This is a genomic window from Notoacmeibacter ruber (assembly GCF_003668555.1).
Taxonomy (GTDB): domain Bacteria; phylum Pseudomonadota; class Alphaproteobacteria; order Rhizobiales; family Rhizobiaceae; genus Notoacmeibacter; species Notoacmeibacter ruber.
The window spans coordinates 995006-1013465 of the sequence record NZ_RCWN01000001.1 but is presented as its reverse complement, the minus strand read 5'-3'; the positions used below and the strand labels follow the sequence as shown (position 1 = coordinate 1013465).

The window sequence follows — 18460 nt, the reverse complement described above, 5'->3', positions numbered from 1 at the left end:
AAGTAGTGAGAGGCAACCGGATGCAACGAGCGAGAAAGAAATGGAGGCCGGCTTGTTGAGCCGGCCCCGGGTAAAATCCAGATGGAGGTCTACTTGTCGGTAGCAGAGATGAGCCGCGTACCCAAAGCCTCTAGATCGGGTTGCCGTCTAGCGGGGCCAGCCTTCGGGAGGCGAAGGTGCATTCCTGGCCGCAAATCCCCTGTCTCAACCACTTTCCCCGATGAGACATCCACGAATGCGGCATCGGGGACATCCGGCCCATAAAGCAGACGAGTCAGAGACCGGATCGTGTCGCCGCGTCGGACCTCGAAGACGCTCGGAGGGGCCGGCAGTCTGGCCGCGTCATCCGCATCCTCATCGGTGGTCTCTGACATTGTCTCTCGGGATGTCTCATCAGTTGCCTTATCATCCGCTTCCGATTCAACCTGAGCTGTTCGCGCTGTGTCGCCCTCGGCGGTCTCCTGAGAAGGATCGGCAGCCTGCCCATCATCCCGGGCTTGACCAGAAATCGGATCGGACCCCGTTTCACTGGTGCCGTTCTCCGGAGACGCGCTTTGAGATGCGGCATCCTCGCTCTCTTTGTCGTCCATCATGCCGCGGAGGGCACTGCCGGCACGTTCCATCGCGGAACGGGCACGCTCAAAAGCAGAGTCCGATTCCGAGCCCGCCTTTCCGGGTGATACCGGACCGTCCGCCTGGTTACTTTCGGCCGTATCGGCCTCCCCCGTATCAGACGTGTTCGCAGCGACAGCATCCTGATCGGCACGATCATCATCGGCGGGCAACGTGCCAGTTTCTGCAGCCGAAGGCGCGTTCGTGCTGTTCGATGCAGGCTTATCGGCAGGCGCGGCATCGTCCTTGCTTGCGACGTCCTGTGCGCTCGGCTCTGGCTTTACGACCTGCGGATCGACTTCCCCCGGTTCAGCCTCATCAGGCTCGACAGCCTGATCGGCACCAGTGTTTGAGGTGTCAGACAAAGAGGCTGCGGACGGCTCCTGCGACTCACCCTCGGTGGATTGCGCAACCCTCCCCTGGTCGCTGGACAGTGCAGCTCCATCCGCGTCGTCCGGCTGGCCTGACGGATCCGGCTCCGCACCCGAAGCTGACGGTCTATTCGCCGCGTCTTCTTCTTCCGAGGGTCGTTCAACCTGTCCTTCAGCGGTGGCGTTCGCCATGACATCGGCAGCCTCCGAGGCCGTTTCGGTTGCCTCATCCGCATTCTGTGGTCTGTCAGCCGTCGATTGCTCAGACCCTTCGGACGACGCGCCGCCATCCGCAGCGGAAGCTTCGGCGACCGCCGTCACGCGCTCGCCGGGCGTCCGCTCGAATGGCGTCACGCTTGAGCGAACCACATCATCCTCGTCACCCAGCTCTTCGGCCCGCAAGGAGACGGGGCCAACCGGAATATCGGCGTCGGTCTCCAGCAGGAAGCGACCGTTTTCGTTGGCCTTCGTCACGCCCAGTTCGTCATCGCCCGCGAATATGCGGATGCGGGAGCCGGGTTTTGCTGCACCGGTCACGAGCACCGACGGACCGTCGATCTCGATGGCTTCGATCCGGGGCAGGACGGGAGCGACTGGGGCTGATTGCGAAGAATTGGTGCCGTCATCGGTCGTTTCTTCAGCGACAGATGCGCGTGCTGTACCATCGTCGGCCGTCCCATCGGTCTCGGTATCGGCGCTTGCCTCTTGGGATACCGGCTCGGCTCTGCTGTTCCCATCGGCGTCGTCGGCCTGATTGGGTCTTGCCGCCTCTTCATCTTCTCCAGCAGCGGGGTCACTATCCGCCGTCGACGCTGCCGCCTCCTCCGCATCTGTGGCGCCGGACACAGCCGGTTCAGAAAGCTCGGCGACTTCCTGGTCCTCAGCCGGAACGTCGCCTTGATCGAGCGCCTGCTGCGAAGACGGTGCGTCAGTCGCCTCTTCCACGTTCAAATTTGTCGATGGCGTTTCCGCTTCGTTAGCGGCAGGATCCGAAAGCGATCCTTCTGCCGCGGAATCGTCCTCCACCGCGCGATCAGCACCGCCTTCGTCAGCGGCCGCCACCACATCCTCAGCAGCATCATCGGCGGGCGCCTGCTCTCCATCCCGCGTCGCGGCGGCCTCCTCATCATCCGAAGACGGATCTGCGATCTTGATCGTCCGCTGCTCCTCGGTGGCGCTGTTCGTCGCTATCGCACTCATCGCCATGTCGGCCTCGTCCGGAACGGTCACCGTAAGCGTTTCGGGTGAAATGACAGGCGTTCCGCTACCGGTTTCCGAACGAAGCGTCAGCTCGTTCTTGCCCGCCGGAAGAGGGACGCTCGTTCGAAGGGAAAAGCGGCCCTCATCGTCCGCATTGGTCGAAGCGGCCACCTCATCGCCAAGGAGAAGCTCGACCGGCGCACCGGGCGGCGCGGTGCCCGTCACTGCCAGGCGGCCATCTCCGTCGGTAGCGACATTGCCGAACACGAACCGGTCGCCGGAAGCCGTCTGATCCGAATCCGATTCGCTTCCGGTATCGGATTCGTCGCCGGGAGCCGAGGAGGGTTCATCGCCCTCTTCTTCTGTCTGCGCTTCGGCGTCGGCAAGGGCGACGTCCTGTTCGCTTTCGGCCTGTGGCTCATCATCGCTCGCGGCGACAGAGTCATCCGGCGTCGCCGCAACAGGTTCGACGGTTTCGCTGTCCTCCGGGCCGCGCTCTTCCGCCGTCTCCAGCGTTACGCCTTCCCCCCTCATCAACTGACGGAACGTATCCTGGCTCAGAAGGTCGCCCAGCTCGCGATCAGTCGAGACCGCCGTCAGCCAAACCGCACCGACGAAGCCCACGGCGAACAACACAATGGCAAATAAAAGCCGGCCCATCGATTCCTCTCCCCGCCCCTTGAAGGCTTAACTTTTCGTCAATAGGAGGCTTAGCGCGCCTATTGCCTCGAGAAAAGGTTTGGTGCCCGATCATGGCCCACACAGCGCGGGAAAAGGAAAACGCAATGAAACGATCCATTTGTGTCTATTGCGGATCGAGTGACGGCGTCGATCCGAGCTTTGTCGAATTGGCTTATCAGTTGGGCGAATCGATCGGCAGCTCCAATTGCAACCTCGTCTTCGGCGGAGGCCTTCGCGGGCTCATGGGCGCCGTGGCGCGCGGGACCAAGGCAGCCGGCGGGCATGTCACCGGAATTATTCCGCAGTTTCTTCTGGATCGCGAGCAGGGCGACGGGGATACGTCCCTCTTCGACGAATATCACGTGGTCGAGACCATGCATCAGCGCAAGCATATGCTGTTCGACAAAAGCGATGCGTTCGTTGCCATGCCGGGCGGCCTCGGAACATTGGAAGAGATCGTCGAGATCATGACCTGGGCGCAGCTCGGCCGTCATCAGAAGCCGATGGTTTTCGCCTCCTTCAAGGATTTCTGGAAACCGATGGAGAGTCTGCTCTCGCATATGTCGACCGCCGGCTTCATCCATTCCGCAAGCCGGGTCGAGCCGATCACCGTTCATCGGGTCGAAGATGTGGTTACCGCGGTAGAGGCCGGATGGTCCGGGCAGGCCCCGAAACAGGGAACGCAACAGCAGGACCTTTCCGACAAACTCTAGGCCCTTACGGCTTGCCGGGGCGTCAGTCGGCTTTATCTGCGCGCCCATCACAATCTTTAAGTGCGGGTCCATGAAATCCACCAAGGCGAAACTGCAAATCCGTAATGCGACAGCGGCAGATATCGACGCGCTCGTCGAACTGTCCAAGCGTGTCTATCCGGTGGAGACGCCTTATACGCGCGGCATGATCCGGGGCCACATCAACACGTTTGCCCGTGGTCAGTTCGTGGCAACCTATGAGGGCAAGGTCGTCGGCTACGCGGCGACGCTCCGAGTGAAGGAGCGCAAGGCCTTCGGGCAGCACGACTGGATCCAGATCACCGGGGGTGGCTATGGCTCAACCCACGATGGCAATGGTGACTGGCTCTACGGTTTCGAGGTGATGGTCGACCCGTCCAGGCGGCGGCTGAGAATCGGCAAGCGGCTTTATGATGCGCGCCAGGCTCTGTGTGTCGAACTGGACCTCAAGGGCATCGTCTTTGCCGGCCGGATGGCGGGCTATGCCAAGAAGCGCAAACAGTTTCCTGACCCCGACGAGTACCTCGCTTCGGTGAAACGAAGGGAAACGAAAGATCCGACACTGGATTTCCAGATCCGTGCCGGTTTCGAGCCCGAGCGTGTCATGCGGCTCTATAATCGCGAGGACAAACCGTCCGACGGACACGCCGCGCTGATGCTCTGGCGTAATCCGTATTATGATCCAAACCTCGACAACCAGCCCGTCACCCGGCTCGATCCGGAAGTGGTGCGCATCGTTTCCGTGCAAATGGCGGCGCGGACGCTCAATGATACGGAAGAGTTCTACAAGGCGGTCGATTATTTCGTCGACGTCGCCTCGGAGTATGAGGGCGATTTCGTTGTCTTCCCCGAACTCTTCACCTTGCAACTATTGTCCTGTGAACCCGAAGAACTGGCGCCGGACAAGGCTATTGCCCGGCTGACGGAACACACGGAAGAATTCGTCAACCGGCTGCGCGACATGGCGGTTAAGCGAAACGTCAACATTATCGGCGGCAGTCATCCGACCATCGTGGAAGATGGCGATATTCACAATATCGCTTACGTGTTCCTGCGCGACGGATCGGTGCACGCCCAGGAGAAGATCCATCCTACGCCGGATGAACGGACCTACTGGAATATTCATGGCGGCGACGCGGTCGAGGCGATCGAAACGGATTGCGGGCCAATCGGCGTGATGATCTGCTACGATAGCGAGTTTCCGGAATTGGGGCGGCGGCTCGCCGATCAGGGCGCGCGCATCCTCTTCGTGCCCTACAACACCGATACACGCCACGGCTATTGGCGCGTCCGCTATTGCTGCCAGGCCCGTGCCATCGAAAACCAATGCTATGTCGTCACGTCGGGAATGACCGGCAATCTGGACAATGTTTCCAATCTGGATATCCAGTGGGCGGAGAGCGGCATCTTCACACCCTCGGATTTCCCATTCGCGCGTGACGGCATCGCGGCCCTCGCATCGGAAAATGTCGAGATGGTCGCCGTGGCCGACCTCAACCTCAATTCGGTGACCTGGGCCCGCGCAAAAGGTTCGGTCCGCAACATGCGCGACAGGCGTTTCGACCTCTATCGCACGGTCTGGAGCGATGGCGGCTGATTGCCGCTTTCATCCTGGAACGTCGGCCGGCAGCATTCTTCGCGCGGCCAAAAGCGCTTCGTTCATTTCGCTTGGGTGAACTGGAAAACGTTGGCTAGCGACGGCTTCTCAACCGCCCGTTCCTTCAGGTCGAGACCGGAGTGCAGATCGATGATATGGCTTTTCATGATCTCTTCGGCACCGGCTACGTCGTTCTTGGCGAAAGCGTCCATGAGCGCATGGTGCGAGTGACTCTCGCAGGCCGTGTCGGGGCGTTTCCCATAAAGAGCTATGATCAGTGACGAGCGCGAAACGAGCGAGCGCAGAATATGCGTCAGCACCTTCTGATCGGCGATCTCTGCGATCGCGTTGTGAAAGGTGCCCGACAGCGCCAGCGCCAGCCCCTTATTGCCTATTCTGACAGCATCGTGCTCCGCATCGATATGCGATTTCAGTTGAGCCAGTTGCTCTGGCGTGATCGCCTTTGCAGCCATCCGCGCGATCCGGGGTTCGATCAGCCCTCTTGCCTCGAACACCTCATGCGCCTCACGCATAGTAGGGCGTGAAACGAACGCACCGCGATTGCGCTCTATGGTCACCAAGCCGCCATGCGCAAGCGCTTGCAAAGCCGTACGCGCGACCGTCCTGCTGACGCCGAAAGTTTCGCCAACCTCGTCTTCGGCCAGTTTCATGCCGGGTTGAAGGCGGTGTTCCAAAATCGCGGCTTCAATCTGCTGACAAATCGCGAGCGCCCGGCCCGGCGGCAGCGAATAGCCGCCATCCAGCTCATCGGTCGTCACTTGCCGCATCGCCTCTGCCTCCGATCGGTCCGGTCACCTTGGCGACTCAGAATAGTCCACTGACGCCGAACTTCTTACGCCCACGATCCCACCCAATCAAACGATCACATTGTATACAATGGCGTGGTCATTTCGTATTCTTAATGATCATTTATTGTGCGCATTCCTTAAGCTGCATGATGGTGAAACCTGATTGCGACGGCCAGAAAGCGCGGGAACACGCGCTCGCTGCCAATTGGCACGCTCATTGCTTCACCTCAATCGCAACCGAAACGGAAGGTGCGATGATGCGTGATCGGGGCCTGGAACTCGTCAGCCTGACCAAGCGATACGGTGATACCGTCGCTGTCGACGCGATCAATCAAAAGATCGCAGGTGGAACCTATGCGTGCCTTCTGGGCCCGTCAGGCTGTGGCAAATCGTCGACCCTTCGCATGATCGCCGGCCATGAGTCGGTCTCCGAAGGCGATATCATCCTCGGTGGCAAAAACGTCACCGATCTGGCTCCCGCACAGCGGGGCACGGCGATGATGTTTCAGAACTATGCGCTGTTTCCGCATCTGAGCGTGAAGGACAATGTTGCCTTCAGCCTCAAGATGAAAGGCGTCGACAAGGCGAAACGCCATGCCGAAGCATCGAGGTTGCTCGAACTGGTGGATATGTCGGCCTATGGGGACCGCCTTCCGGCTCAACTCTCCGGCGGGCAGCAGCAGCGCGTCGCCCTTGCCCGTGCGCTGATCACGCAGCCACAGATCCTTTTGCTCGATGAGCCGCTTTCTGCGCTCGATCCCTTTCTTCGCATCCGCATGCGCGCAGAGCTGAAAAAGCTCCAACGCGAACTTGGCATCTCCTTCATCCACGTCACGCACAGCCAGGATGAAGCGCTCGCACTCGCCGATCGCATCATCGTCATGAACGACGGCAAGATCGAGCAGGATGGACCGCCGCGTGAGGTTTTCAACGCGCCCCGAACCGAGTTCGTCGCCCGCTTCATTGGCGGCCATAACGTGATCGGTCATGGCGCCGCCAAACTGGCCGTGCGCACCGACCGGGTTGCGCTCTCCAAAACCCCGGCGGATGACGGAATGATCGACGCACAAGTGCGCGAGATCGAATATCTCGGCACGATCGTGAACGTATCGCTCCTGACGGGACAAGGCGATGAATTCATCGCGGCCGTGCCGGAGAGCGAGTTTTTCTCCAATCCCTTTGAAATTGGCGACACCGTCTTCCTGACCTGGAAACCGGACGACGCCCACCAGCTCGCGGCCTGAGCCGCAGAATCTCACGGCACCGCGCCCGTGAACCGTGACCGGAAGCGAAAAGGAGTTCCGATATGACGATCGATAGTAGCAAAAAGGGCGTTAGCCGACGTTCCGTTCTCAAGGGTGCGGCGGCCACCGCCGGCGCAGCGGTTGGTAGCGGTGCGATCACCGGCTTTCCGACGATCTGGGCACAGAATATCAAGAACATCACACTGCGCCAGTTCGGTACGGGCGTGTCCAATCTCAACGAGGTCGCCCAGAAGGTAAAGGAGGATCTCGGCTTCACGCTCGAGATGACGGCCCTCGATTCCGATAGCGTGACACAGCGCGCGGCCACCCAGCCGGATTCCTTCGACATCGCCGATATTGAATACTGGATCTGCAAGAAGGTCTGGCCGACAGGCAACCTTCAGGCAATGGATGTCTCCAAAATCAAGCGCTACGACCAGATCGTCGGCATCTTCAAAGATGGAAAGCTTACACCCGAAAGCGAAATCGCCCAGGGCACCGCACCGCACAAGGTCGGTTTTATCCCAGAGCCGGGCGCGACCACCTTTGCGGACGAACCGACCAATTGGATGACACTCATCCCGACCATCTACAATGCTGATACGCTTGGAATTCGGCCCGATCTCATCGGCCGTCCGATCAAGAACTGGTCCGAACTGCTGAACCCGGAATTCAAGGGCAAGGCCTCGATTCTCGACATTTCCTCGATCGGCATCATGGACATGGCCATGGTCTGCGAATCCATGGGCGAGATCCAGTATGGCGACAAGGGCAACATGACCCGCGAAGAGATCGACAAGACCTTCGCCATCTTTACGGAAGCCAAGAAGAACGGCCAGTTCCGCGCTTTTTGGAAGAGTTTCGACGAGAGCGTCAATCTCATGGCGTCCGGCGAGGTCGTCATCCAGTCCATGTGGTCGCCGGCGATCACAGCCGTCAAGTCGCGCGGTATTCCATGCATCTACCAGCCGCTGGAAGAAGGTTATCGCTCGTGGGGCGGCGGCATCGGCCTTTCCAAGTCACTGACCGGCATGGAGCTGGATGCAGCCTACGACTACATCAACTGGTATCTCGACGGATGGGTCGGCGGCTTCCTCATGCGTCAGGGCTATTATTCCGCCGTTCCGGAAACGTCCAAAGACCACATGTCCGAAAATGAATGGGGCTATTGGTTCGAAGGCAAGGAAGCCGTCGAGCCGATCACCAATCCTTTTGGTGACGTCATGGCCCAGCCGGGCGAAACGCGGGATGGCGGCTCGTTCTACGACCGAATGGGCTCTGTGGCGTGCTGGAACGCTGTCATGGATGAAAACCAGTACATGGTCCGCAAATGGAACGAGTTCATCGCGGCCTGACCTGATCCGACCGCACTGGCGTTCCGGCTTTCCTCTCTTGGCCGGGACGCCGCCTACCACCGTGGATGACGCTGCCCATGACAGACCAGACCCAGACCGTACCGATCGGAACGCAGGATCGAGTGACGCTAAAACTGTCAGGTGCGCTGAGCGCCTGGCTTCTTTCCGCGCCGCTTGCGCTCATCCTCATATTCTTTCTGGTCCTGCCGATCATCATGATCGTGGTCGTCAGTTTCTGGGGCGCGACCGAATTTTCGATCTATCCGGCCTTTCAGTTCGACAATTATGAGTTCCTGCTGACCTCGCCCGTCACCTATAAGGTCTTTCTCAACACCCTCAAATATGCAGCGGTCACCTGGGCGGTCACCCTCATCCTCGGTTTCACCGTCGCCTATTTTCTGGCGTTCCACGTGCGCACGCTGACCTGGCAGGTCGCTCTGTTTTTGCTGTGCACCATCCCCTTCTGGACATCGAATATCATTCGCATGATTTCGTGGATTCCCTTTCTGGGCAGAAACGGCATCGCCAACTCCACGCTTATCTCGATGGGAGCGATCGACGAGCCGCTGGAATGGCTCCTCTACTCCGATTTCTCGGTCATCCTCGCATTCGTCCATCTCTACACGCTCTTCATGGTCGTGCCGATCTTCAACACGATGATGCGTATCGACAGATCGTTGATCGAAGCGGCCTACGATAATGGCGCAACCGGCTTTCAGACATTGACCAATGTCATCATTCCGCTGACCAAGCCCGGCATCATGATCGGCTCGATCTTCGTCGTGACGCTCGTCATGGGCGACTTCATCACCGTGCGATTCATGTCTGGCTCGCAAAAAGCGAATGTCGGTCGCCTGATCTCCAACGATATCAGCCTTCTGCAATATCCGTCGGCCTGCGCCACCGCCGTGGTTCTGCTGGGCACCGTCCTGCTGGTGATCGCGATACTGCTTCGCTTTGTCGACATTCGAAAGGAGCTATGAAATGGAAACCCGGCCCCGCTCCTTCTACGTCCTTGCCTTCATCTTCGCGCTTTTTCTGGTTTTCCTTTACGGCCCGACCCTAACCATTGCGATCCTCTCGTTTCAGGGACCGGGCGGTGGCCTGACATTTCCGATGCGCGGCGTCTCGCTTCACTGGTTCCGCGACCTGTTCGAGCAACAGGCGGTCGGCGACATCTGGGGCAGTTTCGGCCGCTCGCTCGTTCTTGGCCTTATGGTGATGGTCACCACCGTGGTCGTTTCCGTGATGGGAGGGCTGGCCTTCCGAAAGCGGTTTGCCGGCTCGGGCGTCATCTTCTATCTGATCATCATATCGCTTGTGATCCCGTCCATCCTGATCTCGCTCGGCGTGGGCCTGATCTTCTCGCGGGCCGGCCTCAACGTCCATTGGGCGACCTCCGGCTTCGGCTCGCAACTGACCTGGACCCTCCCCTTCGGCCTGCTGATCATGTTCGCCGTCTTCAACCGTTTCGACAAATCCTATGAGGAGGCTGCAAGGGATCAGGGAGCGTCATCATGGCAGACGATCCGTCATGTCGTGCTGCCGATCATCGCTCCCATGCTGATCGGTGTCGCCCTCTTCGGCTTCACCCTTTCCTATGATGAATTCGCCCGCACCCTGCTGACGGCGGGCAGTTACAACACCCTGCCGCTCGAAATCTTCGGCATGACAACCAATGTGACGACACCGGTCATTTTCGCCCTTGGCACGCTGACCACCGGTTTTTCCCTGGTCATCATCGCGGCTTTTCTGGTCGCGGTCCTCATTATGAACCGCCGACGCGCGCGCCTTGGCTCCGATGCCGGCGAAGGCATGGTCTAAACATGCACATTCTCGTCATCAATCCGAACTCGACCACGGCGATGACACGGTCGATCGAGCGGGCAGCGTTGGCAGCCGCCGGCCAGGGCACGACGATCACGGCCATCAATCCAACCGACACGCCACCAGCTATCCAAGGTCCAGAGGACGGAGCAGCCGCACTGCCCGGCCTGTTTCATCTCTTCGAGACGAGGATGGAGCCAAGCCTCTATGACGCCTGCATTATCGCCTGTTTCGACGATACCGGCCTCATGACGCTTAAACGGCGCTCCCCCATTCCCCTCATAGGAATTGGCGAGGCTGCCTTTCACGCCGCGATGCTGGTCGGGGAACGGTTCTCGGTCGTCACAACCCTTGGCGTTTCCGTGCCGGTCATTGAAGACAATCTGGAACGCTACGGCTTTGCATCACGCTGCGCTCGCGTCCGCGCCTCCGAGATCGGCGTTTTAGAACTGGAGGGTGCCCGAGAGCGCGCCGGAAAAGCCATAAGAGCTGAAATCGCGTTAGCTCTCGCGGAAGACAAGCCCGACTCCATCGTTCTTGGCTGCGCGGGCATGGCGGATCTCGCAATGAACCTATCCGACCATTTCCATGTTCCGGTCATTGACGGCGTCGCAGCAGCGGTTGCCATGGCGAAAGCACTGCGCGCCGCCAATGCCGACCGTTGGATCGTTGCCGCGAAAGAAAGATTGAGCGCGTGATACTCCAATGAACGAACTGCGAATCCGACTGGCAACGGAAGCCGGGTTCGCAGTTGCAGCGCGACTGTTACGATCGGTGACCTAAACTGGTTGGTGGACGAGTACTCGACTCGTCCCAACCAGAGGGAGCTTTTCATGATTGCTTTACGCGCCACACTTGCCGCTGCGACGGTCCTTGCCGCCGCTCCGGCCTACGCCCAGTCGAACGAGGCGACAACCGAACCGCAGACCATGTCTTTCAAGGCGCCGGAGGTCGGCACGATCACCTATGGCGTACGTCCAGCCTATCTCGTCGATGTTCTCGAGGAAGGCGAACTGAAGACGAAACTTCAGGGCTGTCTCTCCAACACGCCGACCAGGACGGATTGGTCGATCGGCCATCGCGGTGCGACGCTCATGTTTCCGGAGCATACCGCCGAAAGCTATGTTGCAGCAGCTCGAATGGGTGCCGGCATCGTCGAATGCGATGTGACATTCACGAAGGACCAGGAGCTCGTCTGCCGACACGCACAGAACGATCTGCACACCACGACCAATGTTCTGACGACGGACCTGGCCGGCAACTGCACAACAGCTTTCACCCCGGCCTCCGGCGATAACGAAGCGACCGCGGAATGTCGCACTTCCGACCTGACGCTTGCCGAATTCAAGACGCTTGAGCCGAAGCAGGACGCGGCGAACAAAAAAGCGTCAACCGCCGAAGAATATCAGGATGGTACACCGAACTTCCGCACCGATCTCTACACGGCCGGCGCGCATCTTTTGACCTTTGCCGAGTCGATTGAACTGATGAAGCAGCTCGACGTGAAGATGACGCCGGAACTGAAGGCGCCGTCGGTCGAGATGCCGTTCGATGGCCTTACCCAGGAGGCCTATGCGCAGAAGATGATCGACGAGCTGAAAGCGGCCAATGTCGATCCCGCCAATGTCTGGCCGCAATCCTTCCAGATCGAGGATGTTCGTTACTGGATCGAGAACGAGCCGGAATTCGGCAAGCAGGCCGTTTATCTCGACGATCAGGACAGCAACGAGAATTTCGATGTCAACGATCGCTCGACATGGGAATATCAGCTTGCCGACCTGAAAGAGGAAGGCATCAATTACATCGCGCCCCCGCTCTGGTACCTCGTCACGGTGCAGGATGGTGAGATGGTGCCGAGCGAATACGCCAAGGCCGCCAAAGAAGCCGGGCTGGATATCATCAGCTGGTCGCTGGAGCGTTCCGGCCCGCTCAACGCCGAAAATGGCGGCGGCTGGTACTATCAGACGGTCAGCGACATCATCAAAGACGATGGCGACATCCTCAAGCTGATGGACGTGCTTTACAACGATATCGGTATTGTCGGCCTATTTTCCGACTGGCCGGCGACCACGACCTTCTTCGCAAACTGCATGGACCAGTCGAGCAACTGATCCTTCAGGATAGACAGCCGTGGCAGCGCGTATGAGATCTGCGCTGCCACACAGCACCAAGGGCCTGAAGTGAAGGTCAGGATGGGGAGCCGCCGCCCGCCTGAAGCAATTCGTCCAGTTCGGCCAGCTTCGTTTCTGGCCAAACCTCAATACCCGCCTCTCTCAGGGCCGCAGTTGTAACCCCCATTCCCTCCACGCGGTTTCCGCTGAACGATCCATCATAGATGAACGTCGAACCGCATGACGGGGACCCGTCGGTCAGGACGGCATGACGGCAGCCAAATCGGCGCGCAATGGCGACCGTATCCCCGGCTGCTCTGACGAAAAGGTCGGTGATCTCCCCGCCGGTCTGCTCGACGACAGATGCCCCACCCGCCAGCACTGAAACGCCGTCAAGTTCTCGGCAATCCACCTCTTGAGAGGACGGAGCGCTTTCCTTCGTCTGATTTCCCCTTATCTCCGCTGGCGGACGCGGCGTCGGAAAACCCACGGCGACCTCGGGACAGACCGAAACCACCCTGCCCTCCTCCATCCAACGCGCAATAATCGCGTCATTGGAAAGCTTGGGCCTGCCGTCATAACGGACAGGCCGGCCGAGCAGGCAGGCTGAGACGAGAATCCGTTCCATGACGAAATGGCTAGCATCAGACATTCGACCGGACCAGAGGCTGTGCCGTTACCAGAGCCACGAAATCCTAAAAACCTACGTCCGGGTGCCCGGCTCGATAAGAGGCAGATTGGCCCTCAGTCTGCGGCGCTCGTTCAGGATCGAGGACACGTAGAGTATGAGAGCCAGCCAGATGAAACCGAATGCCAAAAGCCGTACCCAGCCGAACGGCTCCTTGAAGACGAAGACCGCGATCAGGAAGATCATCGTCGGCACGATGTATTGCATCACGCCGATGGTCGACAGCCGCAGCAGCTTGGCGCCGTTGGCGTAGAGAATGAGCGGAATGGCCGTCGCCACACCGGCAAAGAGAAGGAGGCCGGTATCTGTCCAGCTGCCATCGCCGAAGAAGGATCTGTCGCCCGACAAGGTTTGCCACAACAAGTAGACGAGCGCGACCGGCGCCAGCAGAAGCACCTCGAGGAAAAAGCTCTGGTTGGGGCCGACCGGCAGCGTCTTTCGGAAGTAGGCGTATCCGCCCCATGAGAAGACGAGTCCCAGCGAGACCAGCGGCAGGCCCCCTCCCTCCCACGTCAGGATAGCCACGGCCACGAAGGCCGAAATGATGGCCGCCAGTTGTAGCCGTGTGACCTTCTCGCGCAGAACGAGGGCGCCAAGCATGATGGTGAAAAGCGGGTTGATATAATAGCCGAGCGAGCCTTCCAGCGCCCGGTCATTGGCGATGGCCCAGACATAGATCGACCAATTGATGCTGATGAGCGTCGCGGTAACGGCGGCCATGCCGAGAATGCGCCAGTCCCGGAGGGCGCGCTTGAGATCCGCCGTGCGTCCCAGCCAAAGAATCCACCCACCGGCAATGGGGACCGACCACAGGATGCGGTGAGCGACCACCTCGATCGCGCCGATATGATCGACGGCCTTCAGATAAAAAGGCAAAAATCCCCAGAGGAAATAGGCCGACAGAGCGAAGACAAAGCCCGGCAGGCTGTCACCGCTATCCGTCGCCGCGGGATTTGCTTTTGCCGGGGTCTCGGCCGCTGTCGTCATCAAGCCGCCTTCTGCGCTTCCAGCCGCTCGAACAGGCAATAGACGATCGAGTCCATCATGGCCTCGAACGATGCATCTATGACGTTGTCCGAGACGCCGATTGTCGTCCAGTGACGCCCCTGCCCGTCGCGCGTCTCGATCATGACACGCGTGATCGCCTCTGTACCGCCATTGAGGATGCGGACCTTGTAGTCCACCAGTTCAATATCGTCGATCAGGCCCTGATATTTGCCGAGGTCCTTGCGCAAGGCGATATCGAGCGCATTGACGGGTCCCTTGCCCTCGGCAACGCTCATCTTCTCCTCGCCGTCGATCTCCACCTTTACGACGGCTTCCGACATATCGATCTTCTGGCCAACGGCATTGATGCGCCGCTCCACCACGCAGCGATAGCTGGTGACGTTGAAAAAGGTCGGCACAGTGCCGAGGTGCCGACGGGCCAGCATTTCGAACGATGCATCTGCGTCCTCATAGGCATAGCCCTGCGCCTCACGCTCCTTGACCAGCGCGATCAGCGTATCGAGCCGAGGATCGTCTTTTCGCACGGCAATGCCGCGCCGGGAGAGGCCGTCGATGAAATTCGACTTGCCGCCCTGGTCAGACACCATGACGCGCCGCGCATTGCCCACACTCTCCGGCGCCACATGCTCGTAGGTTTCCGGCTCCTTGAGAAGCGCGGATGCGTGGATGCCGGCTTTTGTCGCGAAAGCGGACGCACCGACGTAAGGGGCCTGCGGATCAGGCATCCTGTTCAACAGGTCGTCGAACATGCGCGAGAGGCGCGCCAGGCCCTTCAGCTTCTCAGGGCTGACGCCGGTCTCGAACCGCTCGGCGAAACTCTCCTTCAGAAGCAGTGTCGGTATGATGGAGACCAGATTGGCGTTGCCGCAGCGCTCGCCCACGCCGTTCAGCGTGCCCTGGATCTGACGGACACCGGCATTGACGGCCGCCAGACTGTTGGCCACCGCCTGTCCCGTATCGTCATGAGCATGAATGCCGAGATGATCGCCCGGAATACCGACTTCGCCGATCACATGCTCGACGATCGCCCGTACATCGATCGGCTGCGTACCGCCATTGGTGTCGCACAGGATGACCCAGCGGGCACCCGCCTCGTAGGCGGCTTTGGCACAGGCCAGCGCATAATCCTTGTTGGCTTTGTAGCCATCGAAGAAATGCTCGCAATCGATCATCGCTTCACGGCCGGAAGCGGCCACGGCTTCGACCGACTCCCGGATATTCGCCAGATTTTCTTCAAGCGAGCAGCCGAGCGCGACGCGGACGTGATAATCCCAGCTCTTGGCGACGAGGCAGGCCGCATCGGCCTTGCTCGCCAATGTGCCGGCGAGACCGGGATCGTTGGATGCGGAAATGCCGGCCCGCTTCGTCATGCCGAACGCGGTGAACCTCGCCCGGTTGGTCTGGCGCTTGGCAAAGAACGCCGTATCGGTCGGATTGGCGCCAGGATAGCCGCCTTCGACATAATCGATACCGAACTCATCCAGCCATTGCGCGATCTGCTGCTTTTCCTCGGTCGAGAAGTCGATGCCAGGCGTCTGCTGGCCGTCTCGGAGGGTCGTATCGAAGAGGTAGAGCCGTTCTTTCGTCATGGTTTGCCCCATACACCCCGGACGCCTCCGGGGAAAGCATTTCAGCCCTTCGGCCAACCGTCTTTATCATCGGTCGGGTTGTCGGGATGCTGAAACGACTGCTGCGCCGTCGCCTCGTTTGGTATTTCCGGCTCTTCGGTCCGCGGCAAACCAATCAGGCTGTCGAACCAGCCGATCATTTTCTGCGACCAGACGTGATGGGTCGGCGGCAGGGTTTCCGGATCATCCAGCGCACCGATGGAAAGATCGATCGTCTCCTTGCCATCCGGCTCGAAGGTCAGCGGTGTGCCGCAGTGCGCACAGAAACCGCGCTGCGCTGAATTGGATGAACGCCAGCGGTCGGGCTTGCCGCGCGTCCAGTCCAAATCGACGCGTTTAACCGTGAAGAACGGCCAGATGACCGAACCGGCAGCCTTCTGGCACATGCGGCAATGACAGACTGCGGCCTCCTTCACCTCGCCGGTTGCGACAAAGCGGACGGCACCGCATTGGCAGCCGCCGGTCAGCTTCATTCGCGCCGCTCCTGGCCCGACTTTTGCCGGTTCGTTGCCGCGACGGAGGCGATTGTCGGGCTCTCTGTATCGTACGGCTCTCCTTCGATCGCGCACACCTCGGCGATGAAGGGCACCCGAGACTCCGCGCCATAGGCGCTGACCGGTTTGACTGAAGCCGGGTCGTCGAGGGAGCCAAGCGAAACACCGATGCGGCCCTTTCCGAGCAGCTCAAAGAAGAGCGGTGTGCCGCACTCGCCGCAAAAGCCGCGCCGCGCCGGCTCCGAAGATGCAAACCATTTCGGCTCGCCGGTGACCAGGGCGAAGTTTCGATGCTGGACCAGACCGAAGGGCTGAAAATAGTTTCCCGAGGCCTTCTGACACATACGGCAATGGCAGAGATGCGGATCGCCGAATGCGCCCTCGACACGATAGCGCACCGCTCCGCTTTGACATCCGCCGGTGATGGTCATCGCTTCACCTCCCAGGTGGTCACGCGTTCGCCGGTTTCGGAATCCTTTGAATCCTTTAGCTGGATTCCCTGCTCCAGAAGTTCATCGCGAATGCGGTCGGCCTCGGCCCAGTTCTTCTCGCGGATGAAGGCAAGGCGTTGGTCAATTTTTGCAGCCAAATCATCAACATCGGGTGACTCTTCCGGCGATGCCGCGGCACTAATATCGATACCAAGAAACTTCAGGCAGACAGCCGCGGTCGCTATTGATTCCGCAATCTTTTCCGAGGTTTCAAAAAAAGTAAAACCGTCGCCGAAGCCCACTGCACCAATCTTGGAGGCTTCATCTTTCTCAGCCCACTGTCCTACATTCATCATGATATGGATCATCTCGAATGCTTTTGAGAGATCAAGATCGTCGCAAATGGAATGAATGAAAAGAGAAGGGACATTGGGTTTACGATTATCCGTTTGACGCATGCGGCGTCGCCAGCGCTCTAGCCAATTCGCGGCCTCTTCCAAACGCCGCACAGAAAAGTCGATCGGTTCGCGGTAGTGGGTCATCAGCATGGCGAGGCGCAGCACCTCGCCCGGCCATTTGCGACCGCCGAATTTTTCCGTGTGCAACAGGTCGTGGATAGTGACGAAGTTGCCTTCGCTCTTGCTCATCTTCCGCCCTTCGACCTGCACGAAACCATTGTGCAGCCAGTAATTGGCCATGGCTGATGATCCATGCGCGCAGCAGGACTGGGCGATCTCGTTCTCGTGATGCGGGAAGATCAGATCCAGCCCGCCGCCATGAATGTCGAACGTCTCGCCGAGATAGGCCGCGCTCATGGCCGAGCATTCGATATGCCAGCCGGGGCGGCCGTGGATCGAGACGTAGCAATCATTGAGATGCAGCGCCTGTCGGTTCTCCTCGCTAATCGTGAATTCAGCCTCCCATCCGGGTTGAGTGGGAGCACTTTCTTTCCAGAGAACAAAGTCGCCCGGATTTCGCTTGTGATCCTCAACGTCGATTCGCGCGCCGGCTTTTTGGTCATCGAGGTTACGTCTCGATAGTTGCCCATAATTCGCCATCGAGCGAACATCAAAGAGCGTCTCCCTGCCTTCGGCACCATTGGCAACGTAGGCGTGTCCCTCGTCCAAAAGTGCTTGAATAATCTTAATCATGCCATCGATGTGTTCCGTCGCGCGGGGCTGGATGGTCGGCGGCAGGCAACCCAGCGCTTCAACATCTTTCTGGTACTGCGCGAACGTTGTCTCGGTGACCTGACGGATCGCCTCGTTCAGCGTCAGTTCGCCCGCCTCGATCTGCGGCCCGAAGTCGCGCAGCGCCCGCGAATTGATCTTATCGTCGACGTCCGTAATGTTGCGCACATAAGTGACGTGATCCTCGCCATAGAGATGCCGGAGAAGGCGGAACAGCACGTCGAAGACGATGGCAGGGCGCGCATTGCCGATATGGGCGTAATCGTAAACGGTCGGCCCGCACACATACAGCCGCACATTGCTCGTATCTTCGGGCGTGAAGACCTCTTTCTGGCGGGTCATCGTGTTGGTCAGGCGCAGTTCGGTCATAGGGTTATCCGGTCATTTGGGCGGGATCGGCGGCCGCTCTTTTGGGCCGGCGAACGGCAGAGCGTCAAGCAGTTGCCGAGCGCTCCTGCTGTGGCGCGGCAGCCACAGAATACA

Annotated in this window: 16 protein-coding genes; 8 read left to right on the top strand and 8 right to left on the bottom strand. The window is 59.6% G+C overall.

Annotated elements, in window-relative coordinates:
* Nucleotides 1–89 precede the first annotated feature (89 nt).
* Nucleotides 90–2843 carry a midas domain-containing protein gene (locus D8780_RS04755; protein WP_121644585.1) on the bottom strand — a complete coding sequence of 918 codons (2754 nt, stop codon included), beginning with the start codon at nucleotides 2841–2843 and terminating at the stop codon, nucleotides 90–92.
* A 125-nt stretch (nucleotides 2844–2968) separates the two neighbouring features.
* On the opposite strand from D8780_RS04755, the gene D8780_RS04750 reads away from it, so the two are divergent.
* Both D8780_RS04750 and D8780_RS04745 read left to right on the top strand, forming a co-directional pair.
* Nucleotides 2969–3577 (top strand): LOG family protein, encoded by a 609-nt coding sequence (locus tag D8780_RS04750; protein WP_121644584.1) that lies wholly within the window; start codon nucleotides 2969–2971, stop codon nucleotides 3575–3577.
* Between the two features lie 70 nt (nucleotides 3578–3647).
* The gene (locus tag D8780_RS04745) at nucleotides 3648–5192 is read left to right on the top strand and encodes a bifunctional GNAT family N-acetyltransferase/carbon-nitrogen hydrolase family protein (RefSeq protein WP_121644583.1); all 1545 of its coding nucleotides are present in this window, start codon (nucleotides 3648–3650) and stop codon (nucleotides 5190–5192) included.
* Nucleotides 5193–5254: 62 nt separating this feature from the next.
* Here the strand turns inward: D8780_RS04745 and D8780_RS04740 are convergent, their stop codons facing one another.
* Nucleotides 5255–5980 carry a GntR family transcriptional regulator gene (locus D8780_RS04740; protein WP_121644582.1) on the bottom strand — a complete coding sequence of 242 codons (726 nt, stop codon included), beginning with the start codon at nucleotides 5978–5980 and terminating at the stop codon, nucleotides 5255–5257.
* A 275-nt stretch (nucleotides 5981–6255) separates the two neighbouring features.
* Between D8780_RS04740 and D8780_RS04735 the strand changes: the two genes are divergently transcribed.
* The 6 genes from D8780_RS04735 (at nucleotide 6256) to D8780_RS04710 (ending at nucleotide 12538) form a co-directional block, all read left to right on the top strand.
* Nucleotides 6256–7245, top strand: a complete 990-nt coding sequence (locus D8780_RS04735) for an ABC transporter ATP-binding protein (RefSeq protein ID WP_121646371.1) — start codon at nucleotides 6256–6258, stop codon at nucleotides 7243–7245.
* Nucleotides 7246–7307: 62 nt separating this feature from the next.
* A complete protein-coding gene (locus D8780_RS04730) occupies nucleotides 7308–8600 on the top strand; it encodes an ABC transporter substrate-binding protein (protein WP_199699556.1) in 1293 nt (430 codons plus the stop codon).
* Nucleotides 8601–8677: 77 nt separating this feature from the next.
* Nucleotides 8678–9583: an ABC transporter permease gene (locus D8780_RS04725; protein WP_121644581.1), complete on the top strand. Its 906-nt coding sequence runs from the start codon at nucleotides 8678–8680 to the stop codon at nucleotides 9581–9583.
* A gap of 1 nt (nucleotide 9584) precedes the next feature.
* Entirely contained in the window at nucleotides 9585–10424 is an 840-nt protein-coding gene (locus D8780_RS04720) for an ABC transporter permease (protein WP_121644580.1), read from the top strand.
* 2 nt (nucleotides 10425–10426) lie between these two features.
* On the top strand, nucleotides 10427–11125 hold the full coding sequence (locus D8780_RS04715) for an aspartate/glutamate racemase family protein (protein ID WP_121644579.1): 699 nt from the start codon (nucleotides 10427–10429) through the stop codon (nucleotides 11123–11125).
* 135 nt (nucleotides 11126–11260) lie between these two features.
* Nucleotides 11261–12538 (top strand): glycerophosphodiester phosphodiesterase family protein, encoded by a 1278-nt coding sequence (locus tag D8780_RS04710; protein WP_121644578.1) that lies wholly within the window; start codon nucleotides 11261–11263, stop codon nucleotides 12536–12538.
* A gap of 76 nt (nucleotides 12539–12614) precedes the next feature.
* Here D8780_RS04710 and D8780_RS04705 read toward each other — a convergent pair whose 3' ends face one another.
* The 6 genes from D8780_RS04705 to cysS all read right to left on the bottom strand — a co-directional run bounded on the left by D8780_RS04705 (nucleotide 12615) and on the right by cysS (nucleotide 18346).
* Nucleotides 12615–13166, bottom strand: a complete 552-nt coding sequence (locus tag D8780_RS04705; RefSeq protein WP_121644577.1) for a 2-thiouracil desulfurase family protein — start codon at nucleotides 13164–13166, stop codon at nucleotides 12615–12617.
* A 75-nt stretch (nucleotides 13167–13241) separates the two neighbouring features.
* Nucleotides 13242–14213 (bottom strand): EamA family transporter RarD, encoded by a 972-nt coding sequence (gene rarD, locus D8780_RS04700; RefSeq protein ID WP_121644576.1) that lies wholly within the window; start codon nucleotides 14211–14213, stop codon nucleotides 13242–13244.
* Nucleotides 14213–15823 carry a citramalate synthase gene (gene cimA, locus D8780_RS04695; RefSeq protein WP_121646369.1) on the bottom strand — a complete coding sequence of 537 codons (1611 nt, stop codon included), beginning with the start codon at nucleotides 15821–15823 and terminating at the stop codon, nucleotides 14213–14215. The genes rarD and cimA overlap by 1 nt, the downstream gene beginning before the upstream one ends.
* Before the next feature lie 41 nt (nucleotides 15824–15864).
* Nucleotides 15865–16335 (bottom strand): GFA family protein, encoded by a 471-nt coding sequence (locus tag D8780_RS04690; RefSeq protein ID WP_121644575.1) that lies wholly within the window; start codon nucleotides 16333–16335, stop codon nucleotides 15865–15867.
* Nucleotides 16332–16787 carry a GFA family protein gene (locus D8780_RS04685; RefSeq protein ID WP_121644574.1) on the bottom strand — a complete coding sequence of 152 codons (456 nt, stop codon included), beginning with the start codon at nucleotides 16785–16787 and terminating at the stop codon, nucleotides 16332–16334. Before D8780_RS04685 ends, D8780_RS04690 begins: the two co-directional genes overlap by 4 nt.
* Nucleotides 16784–18346 carry a cysteine--tRNA ligase gene (gene cysS / locus D8780_RS04680; protein WP_121644573.1) on the bottom strand — a complete coding sequence of 521 codons (1563 nt, stop codon included), beginning with the start codon at nucleotides 18344–18346 and terminating at the stop codon, nucleotides 16784–16786. The genes D8780_RS04685 and cysS overlap by 4 nt, the downstream gene beginning before the upstream one ends.
* Nucleotides 18347–18460: the final 114 nt, after the last annotated feature.